This is a genomic window from Streptomyces hokutonensis, assembly GCF_000376565.1.
Taxonomy (GTDB): Bacteria; Actinomycetota; Actinomycetes; order Streptomycetales; family Streptomycetaceae; genus Streptomyces; species Streptomyces hokutonensis.
In genome coordinates this window covers 42,656-62,606 of sequence record NZ_BARG01000079.1, presented here as the reverse complement: position 1 = coordinate 62,606, position 19,951 = coordinate 42,656, and the positions used below count along the sequence as shown (strand labels likewise).

Sequence of the window (19,951 nt, the reverse complement as noted above, 5' to 3'; positions counted from 1 at the left end):
CCCTGAAGGCAGCGGAGTTCATCGGTCCCGCCGCCGTGGATCAGCGGGTGTGGCGGCGGACCGCCTCGAGGAGCTGGTCGATGTCGTCGGCGCTGTGCGAGAAGGCGGTGACGAACCGGACGATGCCTGGCTCCCAGCGGTCGTGGTAGAAGGCGTAGCCCTCGGCGAGGAGTCCTTCGGTGACGTGCTGGGGCAGGCGGCAGAAGAGGATGTTGGCCTGCGGGGTGGCCAACAGGCCCGCGCCGGCGATGGACTTGAGGCCGTCGCCGAGGCGGGCGGCCATCTCGTTGGCCCGGCGGGCGTTGCGCAGCCACAGCCCGTCGGTGAGGTATGCGTCGAGCTGGGCCGTCTGGAACCGCATCTTGGAGGTGAGTTGGCCCGCGCGCTTGGCGCGGAAGGCGAGCTCGGCGGCGAGCGCGGGGTCGAAGGAGACGATGGCGTCGGCGGTCATCGCGCCGTTCTTCGTGGCGCCGAAGGACAGCACGTCGACACCGGCCTTCCAGGTCATCTCGGCCGCGGTGGCGCCGAGTTGGTCCAGCGCGTTGGCGAAGCGCGCGCCGTCCATGTGGACGCGCAGTCCGGCGTCCTTGGCGATGCCGGACAGCCGGCGGATCTCCTCCAGCGTGTAGACGCTCCCGCTCTCGGTGGCCTGGCTGATGCTCACCACGGACGGCTGCACGCTGTGGACGTCACCGGCCCGGCGCCGCACCGCCGTCGCCAGCGCGTCGGGGTCGATCTTGCTGTCGGGGCCGGGGACACCGACGAGTTTGGCGCCGTCGGTGAAGAACTCCGGCGCCCCGCACTCGTCGGTGTTGATGTGACTCTCCGGGTGCGAGAGCACGCTGCCCCACGGCGGGGTGAGGGCGGCGAGGCTCAGACCGTTGGCGGCGGAGCCGGTGGAGACCGGGAAGACGTCGACGTCCCGCTCGAAGATCTCGCCGAGCCTGCGGCAGGCCCGCTCGGTGAAGGGGTCGTTGCCGTACGGCAGCACCTGTCCGGCCGCCGCGTCGGCGACGGCCGTGGCTATCTCCGGCGAGGCTCCGGCCATGTTGTCGCTGATGAAGGCACGGCTGGAGGGCGTGGTGGCGATGGCGCTCATGAGCGGGGGTTTCCTCGGTCTCAGGTGCTGATGGGGGAGGCGAAGACGACGGTGATGTCGACCTCGTCCGCGCCGGTGCGGTAGAAGTGCGGGGCGTCTCCGGCGAACGCAAGCATGTCGCCGGGGCCCAGGTCCTGCGGGGCGTCGACGGGACCGGCGGTGACGTACCCAGTGGCGATGAGCAGGTGCTCGATCGTCCCGGTGGCGTGCGGCACCCCGGCCAGCTCCGTCTCCGGCGGAATGCGCAGCCGCCAGATCTCCAGGCTGTTGCCGCTACTGATCCGGCGCAGCAACTCCCTTGAGACCTCGCCCGGTTCGACGTCCGTGGCCGGCCGGAACACCGGCCCGGTGTCGGCGTCCCGCGCCAGGAGGTCGGCGATCGGGATACGCAGGGCGATCGCGATCGCGTCCAGGGTGTCGATCGTCGGATTGCCGTTGCCGGCCTCCAGCTGCGACAGCGTGGCCTTGCTCAGACCGGCCCGCCGGGCCATCTCCGCGGCGCTCATCCCACGCTGCTGGCGGCGCAGCCGGATCTTCGCGCCGACCGCGGCGGCGGTACTGCTCACCGGCCGCCGGCCGGCCGGCGGCGGCGTCATCGCGGGCTCCGGTGGGTCGCGGAGTAGGACACGCGGATACGGCCCTTCTTGACCTTCAGCGTCGGCAGCACCAGCTCGGCGAGGTCCCCGAGGCTGCGCACATGCGTGCCCCCGCACGGCGCGGAGTGCAGCGCGTCGAGGTGCACCACGCGCCGCCCGTCGGGCAGATACCGCGCGGACACCGGCAGGTCGTCGGCGACAGCAGCCGCCACCCTGTCCCGAAGCAGGGCGGTCACCTCCTCCCGCCCGTCCGGATCGCCCAGCCGCGCGTCCCCATCCGGCGCCCGGAACTCGATCCGGGCCTGCCCGGGAAAGTGGATGCTGCCGGCCATCTCCCATCCCTGCGCCCGCCCGACCGCCTCGACGAGGTGTCCGGCGGTGTGCAGCGCGGCGTGCAGCATCCGAGCCTCAAGATCGATCCGGGCCCGCACCCGCTCCCCCACCGCAAGGGAAGGAAGCCCGCCGCCCACGGCCGCCGTCGCCACGACCAGCCCCGAGTCGTGGTCCCGGACCGGGACGATCTCCCGATCCTCCAGCCATCCCCGGTCGGCGGGCTGTCCCCCACCCTGCGGATGAAACAGACAGTCCTCTACGGCGCCCCAGGGCGCCCCGCCCCTCTCGCCGACCGCTATGACCGTCGTATCGACCTGCTCCAAGTACGTGTCGTCGAGGTAGGCGCTGATCTGCGCGCAATCCCGAGGAGCCACGGTTGAATGAACCATGCGTTCACTATACCGAACTTGGGAAGAATGTTGAACGCATCGTTCATTTTACTAAACGCTGGCGATTGGCCGTTCAGCCCTCGCCGCCCTGGTCATGACGACGCGCAAACCGGGAGCAGGCGTTGTCATGGGCGCCATGCAGCAGCCGTAGGACCGTGTCCGTCGTTCTCCGACCGGGGTTGACGACGCAGACCCAGCCCTGGGCTCCGTACACCGGGTGCGGCAGCACCGTGTCGGCGACGGCGTGGTCATGTGGCTCCTCGCCGGTGAGTCCGTTGAGCGCCGTACGGCCGACATGGATGTTGACGCGCCACCGGCCCGGAGGGTCGAGGTCGGACGCGGTGTCGCCCGGGAGGTTCTTGGTGACGACGGTGCCGTACGGCTGGGTGGTCTGCGGCAGTCGGCCGTCGGGGGCGTAGTAGAAGAACGCGTCTCCCCAGGCGAGTTCGGGGAAGGCGCCGCCCGGCTCCGGTGCGAGCACGAGGGCGCCGGGGAATTCTCGTACGGCTGCGATGATCTGTTCCATACTCATGGTTCAAGCATCATCTTCAAGTGCTTATGTGGGGTTGGGAGATGGGCGGGCCGGTGAGTGGTGCGCGGCGGGGAACGCTCAGGACCGCCGAGGTGGCACGCGAGTCGGGGTACTCGCTGCAACAGGTGCGCGATCTGGAGCGGTTGGGAGTCATTCCGCCGGCCACCCGGTCGGACAACGGTTACCGCTCCTACACGCCTTCGCATGTGCGGGCTCTGCGCGCCTATCGAGGGCTCGCGGGCGCCGTGGGCCCGGTCTCCGCCCGGCGGATGCTCGCGGAGCTGCGGACGCAGACGCTCGTGGAGGCGGCCTCCGTGATCAACGAGGTCCATGTGGGGCTGGCGCGGGAGCGCGAGGAGACCCTGCGCGCCCAGCAGGCGTTGCGCGCGATCCAGGACGAGGCGAACGGATCGGACTTGGAGCGGGACGGTGACGCGATGACGATCACCGAACTCTCCAGAGCCCTTGGCGTGCGTCCCTCGACTCTGCGGTTCTGGGAGCAGGAAGGGCTCGTCACCCCCGAACGCGTGACCTCACGGCAAGCCCGTCGCTATGACCTGTCGGCCATCAGGGCGGCCCGCATCGTCACGGCCCTGCGCGCCACCGGCCACAGCGTCCCCGCGGTACGGGAGATCATGGGCTCCCTGCACCGGCTCGACGGCCGGGGAGAGGCCCGGCGCATCCTGCGCGAACGCCTCGACCGGATCGCCGTACGGACCGTGGGACTCCTCCAGGCGGGCGCGGACCTGGCGGCCGTCGTCACAGCCACTCCCACTCCGCCAACAGGCCTCCGCGTAAAGGCAGTTGCCGATGCCGGGTCCGTCATGAACGATCTCGGATCATGACGACGAGCACCGATCACCCGTCCGCCCGCCCCCTCGCGCTCGTCACCGGAGTGGGGCGCACCGTCGGCATCGGTGCGGGCATCGCCCGCCGCCTGGCGGCCTCGGGGTGGGACATCGCCTTCACCTACTGGACTCCCTACGACGAGCGCATGTCCTGGGGTGTCGAGTCCGGCGCGACTTGGGCCATCACCGAGGCGCTGAAGGAACACGGCGCCGCGACCACCGCTGTCGAAGCGGACCTGTCCGACCCGGACGCTCCGGCCCGTGTCTTCGACGAGGTCGGACGCGGGCCGGGCGGCGTCACCGCCTTGGTGATGTGCCACTGCGAGTCCGTCGACTCCGGTCTGCTCGACACCACCGTAGAGAGCTTCGACCGGCACTTCGCGGTCAACGCGCGCGCCACCTGGCTGCTGATCCGCGAGTACGGCCGACGGTTCGCCGCCGCTCCGGGCAGCGGCCGGATCATCGCGCTCACCAGCGACCACACCGTGAACAACCTCCCCTACGGCGCGAGCAAGGGCGCCCTGGACCGCATCACCCTGGCCGCCGCCCACGAGTTCGCCCACCTCGGGATCACCGCCAATATCATCAACCCGGGCCCGGTGGACACCGGTTGGATGAACGAGGAGGGGCGGGCGCAGATCCTGCGCCAGACACCGCTCAACCGTCTCGGCACTCCACAGGACACCGCCCACCTCGTCGACTTCCTCTGCTCACCGGAGGGCCAGTGGATCAACGGCCAACTCCTGCTGAGCAATGGGGGGTTCGCGTAGCGGACGTCACCTGGCGCAGTCCGCTGCCAGCCGCAGGCTCTCCTTGACGGCGTGCGGGATGTCGTCGATCGGGAACAGCGTGTGCCGTACGGTCCGTTCGGCGTCGATGATCAGGATCAGGCGCTTGTGCCGCAGCCGGCCCGCCGCGCGGAACGTCGGCAGGCGCAGGGCGGCGGCGAGTTGATGATGGGCGTCGGACAGGAGAGGGAACGGGATCTCCTCGACGCGGGCGAACTCCGCTTGTTCGTGCGGGAGTTGAGTACTGACCCCGCACACCTCCACGCCCGCCCGGCGGAATTCGGGCCAGGCCTCCCGGAAGAGCCGGTTCTCCAACGTGCAGCCCTCAGCCCCCGGGATCGGCGGCTCGCCCCACTCGATACCCGTGCCCGGGTAGGTGAACAGCACGGTCGCGGCGGCGTCCGGTGAGACGACGGGCAGGTCCGTGCCCTGGATGCCGGGGAGTTGAAGGTCGTCGGGCAGACGGGTACCGGGCAAGGTGTGCACGCGGGCGTGTTCGGCGCTGTCCTCGGCCGTAGTCGCAGTGAGGGTGCCGTCGCCCAGCATCCACCGGTCGCCCCAGTCCTGCATCGCCACGAGCAGGGGCAGCAGCGCGAGCCCGGCATCGGTGAGCACGTACTCGTAGCGCACCGGCCGCCGTTGGTAGAGGCGGCGGTGCAGTACCCCGCTCGCGACGAGCCGGCCGAGCCGCTCGGTCAGGACGTTGCGGGACAGGCCGATCCCGGCGGCCAGCGCATCGAAACGGACATGGCCGCGGGCGATCTCCCGCAGCACCAGAACGTTCCACCAGTCCCCCAGGACCACGGCGGCCTGGGCGATGCCGCAGGTCTCGTCGGCGTTGTGCATCCTCATGGACCCATAGTAGGTTCTCATTCAGGACTCACTTTGTTTCATGACGGAACTTACCGCCCGCCGACGTTCGGGACGCGGGCCCTGCGTGAGGAGTTGCACCGTGACCGCCATCAGCCGGGTCGTCGCACGCGAGATCATCGACAGCCGGGGCAATCCGACCGTCGAGGTGGACGTGGAGCTCAAGGACGGATCGCTCGGCCGGGCCGCCGTACCGTCGGGCGCCTCCACCGGAGCAAGGGAAGCGGTCGAACTGCGTGACGGCGACCCGACACGCTTCCACGGCAAGGGAGTTCGGCGCGCCGTCGACGCCGTCAACGAGACCATCGCGGACGCCGTGACCGGACTCGACGCCGAGAACCAGGCGACCGTCGACCACACCATGATCGAACTCGACGGCACCGACACCAAGTCGCGCCTCGGCGCCAACGCCCTGCTCGGCGTCTCCCTGGCCACCGCCAAGGCCGCCGCGGCCGCCCACCGGCTGCCCCTGTACCGCTACATCGGCGGCGTCGACGCCCGCCTGCTGCCGGTGCCGATGATGAACATCGTCAACGGCGGCGCGCACGCCGACAATCCGCTGGACTTCCAGGAGTTCATGATCGCCCCGATCGGCGCGGCCACCTTCGCCCAGGCCGTCCGCATGGGCTCCGAGGTCTTCCACACCCTGCGCCGCGACCTGATCGCCGCCGGCCACAGCGCCAACGTCGGCGACGAGGGCGGCTTCGCCCCCGACCTGCGCACCGCCGACGAGGCCCTCGACTTCGTCCTCCACGCCATCGAACGCACCGGCTACAAGCCCGGCACCGACATCACTCTGGTCATGGACCCCGCCACCTCCGAGTTCTTCCGCGACGGGGTCTACGACTACACGGGCGAGGGCGTCCGCCGTACCCCCGCCGAACACGCCGACTACCTGGCCGAGTTGGTCGACCGCTACCCGATCGCCTCGATCGAGGACCCGATGGCCGAGGACGACCACGGCGGCTGGCGCGACCTGACCGTGCGGCTCGGCGAGCGCTGCCAGCTCACCGGCGACGACGTCTTCTGCACCAACGAGACGCTGCTCAGCGCCGGAATCCGGGACGGGATCGCCAACTCGATCCTGGTGAAGGTCAATCAGATCGGCACCCTCACCGAGACCCTGGCCACCGTCGCCACCGCCCACCGGGCCGGCTACACCGTCGTGATGTCCCATCGTTCCGGCGAGACCGAGGACACCACGATCGCCGATCTCGCCGTCGCCACCGGCTGCGGACAGATCAAGACCGGGTCGCTGTCCCGCGCCGACCGCACCGCCAAGTACAACCAACTCATCCGTATCGAGGAGGACTTGGGCACCCAGGCACGGTACGCCGGGCGGGACGCACTGGGACTGCGCGTCTGACGCGTCAGACCTTCGCTCCCAGCAGGTCGACCGGGGCGATCACCGGCGGCGCGCTGAGCTTCGTCTCCGCGATCTCCCCCAGGGCGGCGGCGATCCGGCCCGTCAGGTGCGCCTGCCGTCCCTGCTCGTCCTCGAAGGTGTCGAACACGCCGAAGGTGGTGGCGTTCTCGCGGAACGCGAACCACGTCACCGTGCCCTGTTCCAGTTCGGCGAGTTCCTGGGCACCGCGGAGCAGTGCCTCCACCTCGTCGGCGTGCTCGGGCTTGGCCTCGATGCGTACCAGCAGACCGACCTTCATGTCACCACTCCTTGTGCAGACGTCCAGGGCGTCGGATGTCCGACGTGCCTCGAACCTATGGCCGTGATCGGTGATCACATCAGCGGCGGAAACGACACGGTTGATAGCGTTCCCGCCATGAAGCTAGCGGTCGTCGTCTACGACGGGGTGTTCGACTCGGGGCTCTCGGCCGTCCTGGACGTGCTGAACAACGCCAACGCGCTGGGCGGGCAGCTCCACGAGTCGTCGCCCACCTGGGACGTCACCCTGGTCGGCCCCGGCCCGAAGGTGCGGACCAGGGCGGGACTCCTCGTGGCTCCCGAGCCGCTTGAACTGGCCGACACGGCGGACCTCCTGGTCGTACCCGCGCTCGGGGAGAGCGATCCCTCGGCGCTGCTCGACCATGTGGGCGGCGAAGTGTCCCGGCCCGTCCGGGACTTGATCACGCGAACCCGCGCACGAGGAACGACCATCGCCTCGGCATGCGCGGGTACCTTCCTGCTGGCGGAGGCCGGGGTGCTTGACGGCCTGCGGGCCACGACGTCCTGGTCGCTGTCGCCCGCGTTCCGGGACAGGTATCCCAAGGTCGAGCTGGATCACAGCCGGATGGTCATCAGCTGCGAGGGCGTCATCACCGCCGGCGCGGCCTTCGGACACGTCGATCTCGCGCTGGCGATCGTCCGGGCGGCCAGCCCCGCGCTCGCCGACCTGGTCGCCCGCTATCTCGTGGTCGACGAACGCCCTTCGCAGGCCGCGTACACGATTCCCAACGCGCTGGCCCAGAGCGATCCCACGGTCGCGGCCTTCGAACTCTGGACCCGTGAGCATCTGGCCGAGCCCTTCGGCATCCCCGACGCGGCCAGGGCCATCGGCGTCAGCGAGCGGACCCTGCAGCGTGCCGTACGGCGCACCGTCGGGACGTCGCCGATCCGGTTCGTCCAGGACCTGCGGATCGAACGCGCCTCCCACCTGCTGCGGACCACCGACCTCTCCCTGGAGACCATCTCCAGGAGGGTTGGCTACGAGCACCCCAACACCCTGCGCGTGCTGCTGCGCGAACGCACCGGGAAGACCACGTCGGCCCTCCGCGAGAGCAAGTGACGTTGGTTCAGAGGCAGTTCAGGGGATAAGGACGATCTTTCCGCGCGTGTGGCGCTGTTCGAGTTCGGCGTACGCGTCGCGGACGCGGTCGAGCGGATAAGTGGCCGCGACGGGGATCTCGATACGGCCGGCGGCGACATGGTCGGCCATTTCGGTGAGGACCTCGCGGGTGGAAGCGCCTTCACTGCCCGCGCTCTTGGTACCGAGTTCCTGCGCCTTCTGGAACGAGATGATCGTCTCGACCCGGTCCCGGGGGATGCCGAGATCGACGGCGAGTTGGACGTAGTCGGGTCCGAACAGGTCGATGAACGCGTCGATCCCGCCGGGTGCCGCCGCGGTGAGGGCCCCGGCGAGTCCGTCGCCGTACGGGACCGGGGTCGCGCCGTGGGCGGTGAGCCATTCGGCGTTGGCGGGTGAGGCGATGCCGAGGACGTGCGCGCCGTGTACGGCGAGGAGTTGGACCGTGACGGTGCCCACTCCCCCGGCGGCGGCCGAGACGGCGACGGTCTCCCCGGGCTTGGGGGCCACCGCGTCGACGGCGGCCCACGCGGTGCAGCCGACGACGTAGAGGGAGCCGGCCACTTCCCAGCTCAGGGCGGCCGGCTTGGGGATCAGTTGGGTCACCGGTACGACGACGTGGGTGGCGTGGCTGGAGCGCTGCCAGGAGAAGCCGAGGACCTCGTCGCCGATACCGAAGTCGGTGACGCCCTCGCCGAGCGCGGTGACGATTCCGGCGAGGTCGCTGCCCTGGCCGGACGGGAAGGTGGCGGGGAACCGCTCGTGCATGACGCCCGAACGGATCGCGGCCTCACCGGGGTTGACGCCGGCCGCCCGGACCTCGACGAGGACTTCTCCGGCGGCGGGGGTGGGCATCGGCACCTCGGTGACGTGCAGGACGTCACGGTCGCCGTACCGGTCGAAGCGGACTGCTCGTGCTTGCGCGGGGCTCATCTGGTCTCCTTCGTCAGGGGTGTTGGCCCGGGGTCCGGGGTGCGCGGGTTGGCGGCACGGAGCACGGCGAGCGTGCTCGCGAGGTGGCCGAGTGCCGTGTCCGGGAGCGGACGGGCCAGCCAGGTCGCGAGCTCACGGTCGAAGACGGGACCGGCCTCGTTCACCAAGTCCCGCCCGGCCGCCGTCAGTTCGACGATCGAGGAGCGGCGGTCGGTGCGGTGCGGCCGTCGTGCGCAGTGGCCCGCCTTCTCCAGCCGGTCGACGGCCTGGCTCGCGCCGCCGACCGTGATGGAGAGGGCGGCGGCGATGTCGTTGACCCGGCAGGAGCCCGCGCGTTCGACGACGAGCAGCACGTTCAGGCTGCCCAGGGTCACGCCGCAGTCCTGGCGGAGCCGGGCGTCGATCCCGTTCCACAGGTCCGTCTCGAAACGCACCAGGTCGTCGAACAGCTGTCGCAGGTCCACGGGCGGGCTCCTTCCGGGCCGAAATGCATTAGCTGTAATCATCTTAGCCCTAATGCACTTCGGATGCGCCCTTCACAAGCGGATCGAGTGCGGCTGCCGGGGCGCTGCCGCCTTCGCTGAGGCCGAACCGTGCGTGGAAGCGGCGCAGGAAACCGGGCGCGTACCAGGCCGAGCGGCCGAGCAGTCGCATCGCGGCGGGGACGAGGACACCGCGTACGGCGACGGCGTCGATGAGGATGGCCAGTCCGCTGCCCAGGCCGAACAGTTGCATGAAGCCGAGCTTCGCCGTGCCGAAGGCGAAGAAGCTCACCGCGAGCAGACAGGCCGCCGCGGTCACGATGCGCCCGGTGTGTCCGAGGCCGTTGGTCACGGCGGACTCGTTGTCCGCGCCCCGGTCGTGGAGTTCCTTGATCCGGCTGGTGACGAAGACCTCGTAGTCCATGGAGAGGCCGAAGGCGATGCAGAACATCAGCACGGTCATGGAGACGTCCATCGGCTGTGCCGTGAAGCCGAGCACGGAGGAGAAGTGGCCGTTCTGGAAGATCCAGGTCATGACGCCGAGGGTGGCACCCAGGCTGATCATGTTGAGGAGCAGTGCGCGCAGCGGCTGTACGACGCTGCCGGTGAAGAGGAAGAGCAGGAGGAAGGTGGTGAGGGCGACCAGGGCCACGGCGAGCGGGAGCCGGCTGCCGACGGAGTGCTTGGAGTCGACCAGTACGGCGTCGACTCCGCCCACCAGAGGCTGTGTTCCGACGGGCACGGCGGCCGCCCGCACCTCCCGGACCAGGCTCTGGGCCGCGTCGGACTTCGGTGTCAGGGTGCTCACCACGTTGATCTGCTGTGCGTCGGGGCGGCCGAGGGCGGGGTTGCCGGGGTCGTTCGCGGTCGGCTGTCCCTCGGCGTAGGTACCGGCGCTGGTCTCGACGCGGACGACGCCCTTGAGTCCTGACAGCTGGGTCGCGTACACCCCGAGCGAGCTCTTGTTGACGGGTGAGTCGATGACGACGTGGAGGGCCGCGTCGTCGCTGCCGTTGAACTTCTCCCGGAGTACGGCGGAGACCTGGCGGCTCGCGGCGTCCTCGGGCAGTACGCGTTCGTCCGGGGTGCCGAAGGTGATGCCCAGCAGCGGGCTCGCCGCGAGCAGCAGGACCGCGAGGACGGGCAGCGCGGTGAGCGCGGGCCGCCGCATGACGGTGCGGGCCAGCCGTCCCCACAGGGGCGTCCGGCTGTCGGAGCGGGCACGGTTCGCCCACGGCAGCCGTCCGCCGTTGACGCGGTGGCCGAGGACGACGAACAGGGCCGGCATGACGAACAGGGTGCTGACGGCCGCGATGACGACGACACCGACCCCGGCGTATCCGAAGGAGCGCAGGAAGTACTGCGGGAACACCAGCAGGGCCGCGAGCGCCGCCGCGACGGTCGCGGCGGAGAACGCGACGGTACGGCCCGCGGTGCTCACGGTCCGCCGTACGGCGTCGTCCACGCTCGCCCCGGTCGCGAGCTGTTCCCGGAACCGGCTGACCATCAGCAGCGCGTAGTCGATGCCGAGGCCGAGGCCCAGTGCGGTGGTCAGGTTGACCGCGAAGACGGAGACGTCGGTGACACTGCCGAGGAGGAACAGCTCCGCGAACGTGCCCGCGATGGCGATGGTGCCGATCGCCAGCGGCAGCAGGGCGGCGACCGCGCTGCCGAAGACGAGCAGCAGGAGTACGAGGGTGAGGGGTACGGCGATGGACTCGGCCAGGACGAGGTCCTTGGCCGACTGGGTGCCCATCTCGCTGGTCACGGCGGCACCGCCGCCCGCCCGGACGGTGAGGGTGTTCTCGAACGGTCCGGCATAGGCGTCGATGACGCTCTTCGCGTTCTCGTCGCGTTCGGTGTCGTTGCCCTTCACATGGGCGAGCACCACGGCTTCGCGGCCGTCCCTGGATCTGAGGTCGGGGCTGGACGTGTCCCAGAACGAGATCACGTTCTCCAGGTGCTGTTCCTTCTTGAGCTTGGCCACCAGGGCCCGGCCGCTCTGCTCCGCCGGCGTCCCGTCCACGCGGCCTTCGGTCGCGCCGACCAGCAGGACCAGGTTCGTCTCCCCGCCGAACTTCCGGTCGATGACCTTCGCGGCCCGGGAGGACGCGGAGGACGGGTCGTCGTAGCCGCCTCCCAGCAGTTTGCCGAACGCGCCGGCGCCCAGGACCCCCATGAGGGCCACGGCCACGACGGCGACGACGAGTACCAGCCGTGACCGGCGGATCACCAGCTCGGCTATGCGTTCAAACACGCCCGTTCTCCTTTGATGTGCGTACGTCGAAAAAGGCGCGAAACAGCCAGAGTTGACCAATGGGCACTCTTCGTCGCCGCGCACGACGCTAGTGAGGAGCAAGAAGATTTGGCAGTGTTAGATTTTCCTCACACCTCGCAACTTCGTGTTCCCCGGCGCGAGTTGTCGTCGTACGGTCGCCGCATGCCTGCCGAAGAAGCCACGACCGCCCTTCCGTCCCTGCGCGAGCGACGCCGGGCCGCCGCCACCCAGGAGATCGTGGAGGCCGCCGAGCGCCACCTCACCGAACACGGCCCCGCGGCCCTCTCCCTGCGCGCGGTCGCCCGCAGCCTCGGCATGACCGTGCAGGCGCTCTACCACTACTTCCCGAGCCGGGACGCCCTCATCACGGTGCTCGTCACCAAGGCCTACGACGACCTGGCCGACGCCGTGGGGACCGCAGTCGAGACCCCTGCGGACGACCCGGACCTACCGCGCCTCGTGCGGGCGGCCGAGGGCTACCGGCGGTGGAGCATCGCCCACCCCGAGCAGTTCCAACTCCTCTACGGCACACCGCTGAGGGACTACGCGGCACCGGCCGACGGTCCGACGACCCAGGCCACGCGGCGGATGAGCGTGATCTTCGAGCGCGAGCTGTTCGAGGAGTTCACCCCGGAGCAGCTCGCCGCGGCCGACATCCCCGAACTCTCGCCGGCACTGCGGGCCTATGTGGAACAGCTTCCGCACTACGGCGAGGGACATCTGCCGCCGCCCGCGACCGCCCTCCTGATGAGCGCGTGGGGACATCTGCACGGTCTGGTCGCGCTGGAGGTGTTCGGGCACACCACGTTCCTCGGCGGTCACCAGGAGGAGATCTTCCGGATGGCGATGCGGAACCTGCTGGCGGACATCCACCGCCGGATCACGTGACACTGTCCGCCCGGGCGCCGTAGCGTGCCGAGGTGGATCTCTTCTCACGCTCCTGGACAGCTCTGCTCGCGGCGGTCGCCGACCTCGAGGACGCCGATTTCGCGCGGCCTTCGGGGTGTGCCGGGTGGCTGGTGCGGGACCTGGTCTGTCATCTGGTCATCGACGCCCAGGACGTGCTGATCACCCTGGTGACACCCGCCGACACGGAACCGACCCGCGACGCGGTGACCTACTGGGCGGTCACCCGCACGGCGCCCACCGGTGACGACCCGCTCGACGCGCTGATCGTCCGGCTGGCCGCCGCGTACGAGGAGCCCGGGCTGCTCAAGTTCCATCTGGACGACGTCGGTTCGGCCGCCGGCCGCGCCGCCCGGCTCGCCGACCCCGGTCTGCGGGTGAGCACACAGGACCAGGTGCTCACCGCGGGCGACTATCTCTCCGCGTACGTCCTGGAGTGGACGCTGCACCACCTCGACCTGGTCGCACACCTCCCGGACGCGGCGGGGCCGCCCGCCGAAACACTCGCCGGAGCACGCGAGTTGCTGGAGGGGATCGCCGGAGCCGCGTTCCCCGCGTCCTTCTCCGACCGGGACGTGCTGCTCGTCGGCACCGGACGGCGTACGCCGACGGAGGCGGAGACACACCAACTCGGCTCATTGGCAGCACAGTTGCCGCTCTACCTCGGCTGATCTGTCGGCAACTCGGGTTCGACGCGCCCGAGTTGCCGACATGAGGCAAGCAGCCGCGGCGACTCAGATCGCTGCCGCCGCCGCGCGGCCCGCCTGGCGGCCGGAGAACAGGCAGCCGCCGAGGAAGGTGCCCTCCATCGAGCGGTAGCCGTGCACTCCCCCGCCGCCGAAGCCGGACACCTCACCGGCCGCGTAAAGACCGGGAATTGGCGCACCGGTGGCGTCCAGGACGCGACCGGAGAGGTCGGTCTGGAGGCCGCCGAGGGTCTTGCGGGTGAGGATGTTGAGGCGGACGGCGATCAGGGGTCCGGCGGCCGGGTCCAGGATCTTGTGGATCGCGGCGGTGCGGCTGAGTGAATCGCCGGTGTACGAAAGGGCGTTGCGGATGCCCATCACCTGGGCGTCCTTCGAGTACGGGTTGTCGATCTCCCGGTCCCGGGCCTCGATCTGCCGCTGGAGATCGGCCAGTTGGATCAGGCCGTCGCCGGTCAGCTTGTTCATGCCGAGGACGAGTTCGGAGAGGCTGGAGGCGGTGACGAAGTCGACGCCGTTCTTCCTGAACTTCTCGATCGGCTCCGGCGTCTGCCAGATGCGCGAGAGCAGCATCAGGATGTCCTTGTTGGTGAGGTCGGGGTTCTGTTCGGACCCGGAGAGCGCGAACTCCTTCGCGATGATCTTGCTGGTGGTGACGAACCACGAGTAGTCGTAGCCGCTCGCGGTGATCGAGCCCAGAGTGTGGAGGGTGTCGTAGCCCGGCATGTCGGGGGCGGAGAACCGTTTGCCCTTGGCGTCGAACCACATCGAGGACGGGCCCGGGAGGATGCGGATGCCGTGGTTGGGCCAGATCGGGTCGTAGTTCTTGAGGCCCTCGGTGTAGTGCCACATCCGGTCGGGGTTGACGATACGGCCGCCCGCCGCCGCGGTGATGCCCAGCATCCGGCCGTCCACGTAGGCGGGCACGCCGGTGATCATGTTCTTGGGCGGGGTGCCGAGCCGGGCCGGCCAGTTCTGCCGTACGAGATCGTGGTTGGCGCCTATGCCGCCCGAAGTGACGATCACGACGGGGGCCTTGAGCTCGAAGTCGCCCACCACGGTGCGGGAGGTGGCCTTGCCGCGCTGGGCGGTGCTGGGTTCGAGGACCGAGCCGCGGACTCCGGTCACGGCGCCGCCGGTGCGGACGATCTCGTTGACCTGGTGGCGGAACCTGAAGACCACCTTGCCGCTCGCGACCCCGGCCCGCACCTGCTTCTCGAAGGGCTCGACCACGGCCGGTCCGGTGCCCCAGGTGACGTGGAAGCGGGGCACCGAGTTGCCGTGGCCGTCGGCGAGGCCGCCACCGCGCTCGGCCCAGCCGACGATCGGGAACCAGCGGATGCCGAGGCCGTAGAGCCAGGACCGCTTCTCGTTGGCGGCGAAGTCCACATACGCCTCGGCCCACTTGTGGGCCCAGTAGTCCTGGCCGGTCGGGTCGTCGATGCCGCGGTCGAAGCCGGCCGTGCCCTGCCAGTCCTGCCAGGCCAGCTCCCGGGAGTCCTTGATGCCCATGAGCCGCTGCTCGTCCGAGTTGATCAGGAACAGTCCGCCGAAGGACCAGAACGCCTGGCCGCCGAGGTTGGACTCGGGCTCCTGGTCCAGGAGCAGCACTTTCTTTCCGGCGGCGACCAGTTCGGCCGTCGCGACCAGTCCGGCCAGACCGTGGCCGACGACGATGGCGTCGGCGTCCGAGGTGCCGGCCGCGAACGCCGGTACCGCGTGCGCCGCGAGGGCGGCACCGGCGGCGACGCCACCGGCCACCGTCAGTGCTCTTCGTCTGCTGATCGCCGTGGGGGACGTCAGGTTCTCCATGAGGTGCCTTCCGAATGAGTACGGGAGGTGCGGGAGGTGTGCGCGACACGTGGCGCGTGCCGCGACACCTCTGTTGTTACCGCCGGTAGCACCTAAGGAAACCAAGCTGTGTCGGCAGTGTTGCGCAGGTCCGGGTCACGCCATGTCGAGCGGTCCTTCCCGGTCGACGAAGCGGCCGGAGCCCGCGCCCGGTCCCTCGGTGGCGAGCCGGACGATCGCGTCGGTTCCCTCGGTGACGGTCTGCGGGCCGCTGTGGCCGTTGAGGTCGGTCGCCGTGTAGCCGGGATCGGCGGCATTGACCCGAACGTCCTTGAGGGCCTTGGCGTATTGAGTGGACAGCATGGTGAGGGCCGCCTTGGACGCGGTGTAGAGCGGCGCGACGACGGAGGACTCGATCCGCGAAGGGTCGTGCGTGATGGCGAGGGACCCCATGCCGCTGCTGACGTTGATGACGACCGGGTCGGCCGAGCGGCGCAGCAGCGGGAGGAAGGCGGTGGTCGTGCGGACCGGTCCAAAGACGTTGACGTCGAAGACGCCGAGCGCGTCGGCACCCGTCAGTTCGGCGGGATCCCCGTACGGGCCGTGCACTCCGGCGTTGTTGATCAGGACGTCGAGTACGCCTTCGTGTATGGCGACATCGGCCGCCGCGGCGGCCACGGAGGCGTCGTCGGTGACGTCGATACGGACGAACCGCGCGCCCAACTCGGCGGCGGCTGCGGCACCCCGCTCCTCGTCGCGGGCCCCGACGATCACGGTGTGGCCGAGGGCGAGGAGGCGGCGGGCGGTCTCGTGGCCGAGGCCCTTGTTGGCTCCGGTGATGAACGTGGTGGTCATGCCTCGATCGTCCGCGCCGCGCCCGTGCTGTGCCAGGGACGGCACGACCGTAGGAACGGCATTACCAGGATGGCGGGTCGGGGGCAGGATGGAGGGCATGACAGAGAACGAGGGCCTCGGGCTGGGCGCGACGATCAGGGCCTGGCGGGAGCGGTTGTCGCCGTCGGCGGTGGGCCTGCCGTCCGGCCGGTCCCGGCGGGCGACCGGCCTGCGCCGTGAGGAACTCGCCGAGCGCGCGGGCGTGTCGGTCGACTACGTCGTACGCCTCGAGCAGGGGCGGTCCACGGCGCCTTCGGCGCAGGTCGTCAACTCCCTTGCTCACGCATTGCGGTTGAGCGACATCGAGCGCGAACACCTTTACCGCATGGCGGGGTTGGTCGCGCCGAACCACGAGCCGATCCCCGACCACCTCCCGCCCGGCGTGCACCGCGTGCTGAACCGGCTCGGCGAGGTCGCGGTCGCCGTGTTCGCCGCCGACTGGCAGCTGATCTGGTGGAACCCCGAATGGGCCGCGCTGCTCGGCGACCCGTCGGCGAAGCCTCCCGAACTCCGCAACTTCGCCCGCGAACGCTTCCCGATCGGCGCCGACGACGACGTACGCATCGCCTCCTGGCCGGTGCTGGTGCCCGACGGCGACAACTCGGACCTGGCCGTCGTGTCCGACCTGCGCCGCGCCACCGGCCGCTACCCGCACGACGCGCGCCTGGCCGACCTGATCCGTCAACTCACCGCGGGCAACGCGACGTTCGCCCGGCTGTGGGCGAGCGGCACGGTGGCCGCACACCGCGAGGACCACAAGACGGTGCGGCATCCGGTGGTCGGGGCGATAGACGTGGACTGCGACGTCCTGACGGACGGCGACTCGGAGCTGAAGATCGTCATCTTGACGGCGGCGCCCGGAAGTTCGGACGAGGCGAGGCTGCGACGGGTCGTCGCCGCACCACTGCACGACCGCACAGGCACGACTACCGGTATGTCGTCAATCACCTAAGATCGCCGCACAGGACAACGGTGCGGGGTGGCGGCGTGCTCTGGTGGGCTCTGGAAGAGATACGCATACAGCGGGCGGGACGCAACGCCCGGTACACGCAGGTGCTGTTGGAGCTGGCCTGGAATCCGGGCCCGGGCTCGGACGCGTCGCTCGCGGCGGAACTGCTGGCGGTCGGTGTGCCGAAGGCGTCGCAGTTGTGGCCCCCGATCGGGTCGGTGGTTCTCGTCGCACCCGGAGCCGGCGCGCACCCGGGGGTGCAGCCGGCCGTGGACACGGTCCGGGAGCAGTGGCCGGGTGCGGAAGTCAGGGTGGTGGACGAGACGGTGGCAGCCCTGGTCGGTGCGGGCCAGGATCCGGAGCCGGCCGCGTGTGTCGTGGTGCACCTGGACGCGGTGCACATCTCGGTCGCCCTCGTCGCCGGGCGTGAGGTGGTCGCGAGCGGTCTGGCCACCGGTGGCGCACGAGGTCTGGCCGACGTGGTGATCGGGCATGTGCGCGAGGAGCACGGCCTCGACCTCGGCCTGCAAACAGCGTGGTCCGCCGTCGTCCACGGCGGGGCGTTCGCGCCGTCGCCGACGGTGCCAGGCCCTCTGTCCGTCCACGGATCACCGATCACCGACGACCGCCCCCGCCCCCGGCAGCAGGCCGAGATCACATTGTCGCCGACCGAACTGCGCGCCGTCGTGGCCCCTGCCCACCAGCCCGTGGTGGACCTCGTGGCGCGGGTACTGCGTGACGCGCCGCCGGAGACCGCCCGGCAGGCGACCGCCGGCGGGCTGCTGCTGACCGGCCCGCATCCGCCCGGAGCGGAGGACCATCTGACGGAACGCACCGGGCTGCCCGCGCGCCGGATCACCGAACCGAGGAACGGGTTCGAACACCCTCAGGTCCTCCGCGACGGGGTGGCCCGTCTGCTCGCCGAGAATCCGCCGGCCCCTGTCGTCGAGGACCGCGCCGGGCGGTTCCGCAAAGTCGTCGAGGACTGGGCCTCCTCCTCGGTCGAGGACCAAGACGCCTACACACCAGAGGAGTTGGCACTGCTGGACGCGCTCCGCCTGCTGCCGGGTCGTCCGAAAACCGGCGAGCGGTGAGCGCCACCGGGCGGAGATGGGGCGTGCGGCTGCTGTGGACGGCACTCGCGGTGCCGGTGAGCGCGGTGCTGACGGGTATGGCCTTCGGCGTCGTCTACGGTGCGTCGCTGACCCCCGTCGGATGGCGGAACCCGGTGGTCCTGGGCGTCGGCGCGCTCGTGCTGGCCGGTGCTCTGGGCGGGCTGGCGTTCGTCCTGTACGACATTCGGGGCGATACCCGCGGGTAGGTGATCCCGGTACGGGAGACCGCGGTCGCCGCCTGCGTCGCCGCGACCATGCTGGTGTGCTGGCTCGCGCTGAAGGATCAGGCGCTGCACGAGCGTGGCCGGGCCGTCCGGGCGGTCGTGACGGACCTGCGGCCCAGCACCGGTGTGTACGACGCCGGAACGAACGCGGTCCTGGCCGACGCCGCTCACCATCGACGGCTCGGCGTCATCGGCGCGGGGCACCTCGCTGTCGGTGACCGTCTCACCGTCACGGTCGATCCCCGGGGCAGATACAGCGTCAGCGCCGGTCCGCCGCCCGCCGCTCCCGGATGGATGTGGGACCTGTCCGCCGCGGTTCAGGCCCTGTTCACCGCCTCGCTCGGCTTCGGCGCGGCCAGGGAGCGAGAGCGCTGGGCGCGGCGGACCAGGTGATCGGGAGACCTGTCAGTGCTGGGCGAACTGGAGGCGCGTGGACTGTACGACGTCGGGGCGCACCGCGAGCGCGGGGACGGTGAGTTGCTCGCCGTAGATGTCGGTGAGCCTGATCGAGCCGCCGCAGCCGCTGCCGCTCTCGGAGAGGAAGTAGTTGTAGCTGGCGCGCGGCAGTTGACGCCAGGTGCCGCCCGCGAGGACCTCGAGGCGGGCCAGCGGATTGCGGTGGCCGATCGCCTGGATACCGCACCAGTAGCGGCTGGACCCGGTCTTGTAGCGGATCGAGATCGTGTCGGAGGTGCTGGGGCTCACCAGGTTCCAGGTGATCGGGATCCGGCCGGCCGACGGGCTGGCGAGCTTGGCGAAGGCCTGCGCGCTGAGGTCGATCTGTCCGGGTGCGCAGTCCCCTGGGCACTCGTTGGTGATCCGCACGGTGACCGTGGCGCCACCGGCCGCGTGCACGAGCACATACGCCCCGCAGGCCTTGGACGACTCGTAGTCGGTGGTGTTCATCGCGCCGGTCAGGACGTCGTCGCCCCGGTCGTACAGACAGGCGCCACCGCCGCCGTCCGCGTCGTAGAAGGTGGCGACACCGCGGTAGGTGACGCCGGGCCGGATGCGTCCCGCCAACGAGGCGGTGCCGGCGGCCTGTTGGCGAGTCTTCGTGGCCGACGGGGTGGCCGAGCGGGCGGACGCCGTCGCCGACGGTTTCTTGGACGCGTCGGTCGCGTGCGGGGACGGCGACGCGGAGGTGGTCGAAGTGCCGGTCGCGGACGGGGAGTTCGTCGCGGATCCGGTGGTGGCGGGTGCGGTGGAGGCGTGTCCCGCCTCGGTCTTCACGTCCTCGCCGTCCTTGTCACCGGGCAGCAGCACCAGGGCGAGCGACACGACGATCAGCACCGCGGCCGCCGACAGAAACAGCCACCGCTTGGACACCGGACCTCCTCGACGGCCACCCTCCGTTGCCCGGAGTGATGGAGGAGGCGATCGTGCCAGCCTCAAGGGGAGGGCGGCAAGCCCTTTCTGAGGATGGGCAGTTGGGGCGGGTGTCCAGTGGAGTGGCGG

22 protein-coding genes are annotated in these 19,951 nt (G+C 70.4%); 10 read left to right on the top strand and 12 right to left on the bottom strand.

What is annotated here, in order from left to right; genetic code table 11:
• Nucleotides 1-40: 40 nt before the first annotated feature.
• From SSP08S_RS41835 to SSP08S_RS41820, 4 genes are all read right to left on the bottom strand, one after another.
• Entirely contained in the window at nt 41-1,099 is a 1,059-nt protein-coding gene (locus SSP08S_RS41835) for a threonine aldolase family protein (RefSeq protein ID WP_019073620.1), read from the bottom strand.
• 20 nt (nt 1,100-1,119) lie between these two features.
• Nucleotides 1,120-1,695, bottom strand: a complete 576-nt coding sequence (locus tag SSP08S_RS41830; protein WP_019073619.1) for a helix-turn-helix domain-containing protein — start codon at nt 1,693-1,695, stop codon at nt 1,120-1,122.
• Nucleotides 1,692-2,417, bottom strand: coding sequence for an alanyl-tRNA editing protein (locus SSP08S_RS41825; protein WP_019073618.1), 726 nt, complete (start codon nt 2,415-2,417; stop codon nt 1,692-1,694). Before SSP08S_RS41825 ends, SSP08S_RS41830 begins: the two co-directional genes overlap by 4 nt.
• Nucleotides 2,418-2,490: 73 nt before the next feature.
• Nucleotides 2,491-2,943 (bottom strand): DUF6194 family protein, encoded by a 453-nt coding sequence (locus SSP08S_RS41820; RefSeq protein WP_019073617.1) that lies wholly within the window; start codon nt 2,941-2,943, stop codon nt 2,491-2,493.
• A gap of 47 nt (nt 2,944-2,990) precedes the next feature.
• On the opposite strand from SSP08S_RS41820, the gene SSP08S_RS41815 reads away from it, so the two are divergent.
• A complete protein-coding gene (locus SSP08S_RS41815; protein ID WP_078532700.1) occupies nt 2,991-3,794 on the top strand; it encodes a MerR family transcriptional regulator in 804 nt (267 codons plus the stop codon).
• Nucleotides 3,791-4,567 carry an SDR family oxidoreductase gene (locus tag SSP08S_RS41810; protein ID WP_019073615.1) on the top strand — a complete coding sequence of 259 codons (777 nt, stop codon included), beginning with the start codon at nt 3,791-3,793 and terminating at the stop codon, nt 4,565-4,567. The genes SSP08S_RS41815 and SSP08S_RS41810 overlap by 4 nt, the downstream gene beginning before the upstream one ends.
• A gap of 6 nt (nt 4,568-4,573) precedes the next feature.
• On the opposite strand, the gene SSP08S_RS41805 is transcribed toward SSP08S_RS41810, so the two are convergent.
• On the bottom strand, nt 4,574-5,437 hold the full coding sequence (locus SSP08S_RS41805; RefSeq protein ID WP_026179289.1) for a winged helix-turn-helix transcriptional regulator: 864 nt from the start codon (nt 5,435-5,437) through the stop codon (nt 4,574-4,576).
• A 100-nt stretch (nt 5,438-5,537) separates the two neighbouring features.
• Between SSP08S_RS41805 and eno the strand changes: the two genes are divergently transcribed.
• A complete protein-coding gene (eno, locus tag SSP08S_RS41800) occupies nt 5,538-6,821 on the top strand; it encodes a phosphopyruvate hydratase (RefSeq protein ID WP_019073613.1) in 1,284 nt (427 codons plus the stop codon).
• 4 nt (nt 6,822-6,825) lie between these two features.
• On the opposite strand, the gene SSP08S_RS41795 is transcribed toward eno, so the two are convergent.
• Entirely contained in the window at nt 6,826-7,119 is a 294-nt protein-coding gene (locus SSP08S_RS41795; RefSeq protein ID WP_019073612.1) for a putative quinol monooxygenase, read from the bottom strand.
• Nucleotides 7,120-7,236: 117 nt separating this feature from the next.
• Here SSP08S_RS41795 and SSP08S_RS41790 point away from each other — a divergent pair, with 117 nt between their 5' ends.
• Entirely contained in the window at nt 7,237-8,199 is a 963-nt protein-coding gene (locus tag SSP08S_RS41790; protein ID WP_019073611.1) for a GlxA family transcriptional regulator, read from the top strand.
• Between the two features lie 18 nt (nt 8,200-8,217).
• Here SSP08S_RS41790 and SSP08S_RS41785 read toward each other — a convergent pair whose 3' ends face one another.
• Genes SSP08S_RS41785 through SSP08S_RS41775 form a run of 3 tightly spaced genes read right to left on the bottom strand, consistent with a single transcriptional unit; the run spans nt 8,218 to nt 11,889 of the window.
• A complete protein-coding gene (locus tag SSP08S_RS41785; protein ID WP_019073610.1) occupies nt 8,218-9,150 on the bottom strand; it encodes an NADP-dependent oxidoreductase in 933 nt (310 codons plus the stop codon).
• Entirely contained in the window at nt 9,147-9,614 is a 468-nt protein-coding gene (locus SSP08S_RS41780) for a MarR family winged helix-turn-helix transcriptional regulator (protein WP_019073609.1), read from the bottom strand. Before SSP08S_RS41780 ends, SSP08S_RS41785 begins: the two co-directional genes overlap by 4 nt.
• A gap of 49 nt (nt 9,615-9,663) precedes the next feature.
• Nucleotides 9,664-11,889, bottom strand: a complete 2,226-nt coding sequence (locus SSP08S_RS41775; protein ID WP_019073608.1) for an MMPL family transporter — start codon at nt 11,887-11,889, stop codon at nt 9,664-9,666.
• A gap of 183 nt (nt 11,890-12,072) precedes the next feature.
• On the opposite strand from SSP08S_RS41775, the gene SSP08S_RS41770 reads away from it, so the two are divergent.
• Both SSP08S_RS41770 and SSP08S_RS41765 read left to right on the top strand, forming a co-directional pair.
• The gene (locus SSP08S_RS41770) at nt 12,073-12,798 is read left to right on the top strand and encodes a TetR/AcrR family transcriptional regulator (RefSeq protein WP_019073607.1); all 726 of its coding nucleotides are present in this window, start codon (nt 12,073-12,075) and stop codon (nt 12,796-12,798) included.
• Nucleotides 12,799-12,830: 32 nt separating this feature from the next.
• Nucleotides 12,831-13,487, top strand: coding sequence for a maleylpyruvate isomerase N-terminal domain-containing protein (locus tag SSP08S_RS41765; protein WP_019073606.1), 657 nt, complete (start codon nt 12,831-12,833; stop codon nt 13,485-13,487).
• 63 nt (nt 13,488-13,550) lie between these two features.
• Here SSP08S_RS41765 and SSP08S_RS41760 read toward each other — a convergent pair whose 3' ends face one another.
• Nucleotides 13,551-15,332, bottom strand: coding sequence for an FAD-binding dehydrogenase (locus tag SSP08S_RS41760; protein ID WP_019073605.1), 1,782 nt, complete (start codon nt 15,330-15,332; stop codon nt 13,551-13,553).
• A gap of 135 nt (nt 15,333-15,467) precedes the next feature.
• Complete coding sequence (locus SSP08S_RS41755; protein WP_019073604.1) at nt 15,468-16,166, bottom strand: SDR family NAD(P)-dependent oxidoreductase; 699 nt, start codon at nt 16,164-16,166, stop codon at nt 15,468-15,470.
• A gap of 88 nt (nt 16,167-16,254) precedes the next feature.
• Between SSP08S_RS41755 and SSP08S_RS41750 the strand changes: the two genes are divergently transcribed.
• The 4 genes from SSP08S_RS41750 to SSP08S_RS41735 are packed head-to-tail and all read left to right on the top strand — an operon-like array spanning nt 16,255 to nt 18,886.
• Entirely contained in the window at nt 16,255-17,157 is a 903-nt protein-coding gene (locus SSP08S_RS41750) for a helix-turn-helix transcriptional regulator (RefSeq protein WP_019073603.1), read from the top strand.
• Nucleotides 17,158-17,192: 35 nt separating this feature from the next.
• Nucleotides 17,193-18,248 carry a rod shape-determining protein gene (locus tag SSP08S_RS41745; RefSeq protein WP_158697289.1) on the top strand — a complete coding sequence of 352 codons (1,056 nt, stop codon included), beginning with the start codon at nt 17,193-17,195 and terminating at the stop codon, nt 18,246-18,248.
• Nucleotides 18,245-18,475 carry a hypothetical protein gene (locus SSP08S_RS41740; RefSeq protein ID WP_158697288.1) on the top strand — a complete coding sequence of 77 codons (231 nt, stop codon included), beginning with the start codon at nt 18,245-18,247 and terminating at the stop codon, nt 18,473-18,475. The genes SSP08S_RS41745 and SSP08S_RS41740 overlap by 4 nt, the downstream gene beginning before the upstream one ends.
• Nucleotides 18,476-18,886: a hypothetical protein gene (locus SSP08S_RS41735; RefSeq protein WP_019073600.1), complete on the top strand. Its 411-nt coding sequence runs from the start codon at nt 18,476-18,478 to the stop codon at nt 18,884-18,886. It begins immediately after the preceding gene.
• Between the two features lie 12 nt (nt 18,887-18,898).
• On the opposite strand, the gene SSP08S_RS41730 is transcribed toward SSP08S_RS41735, so the two are convergent.
• Complete coding sequence (locus SSP08S_RS41730; protein WP_019073599.1) at nt 18,899-19,822, bottom strand: expansin EXLX1 family cellulose-binding protein; 924 nt, start codon at nt 19,820-19,822, stop codon at nt 18,899-18,901.
• Nucleotides 19,823-19,951 lie beyond the last annotated feature (129 nt).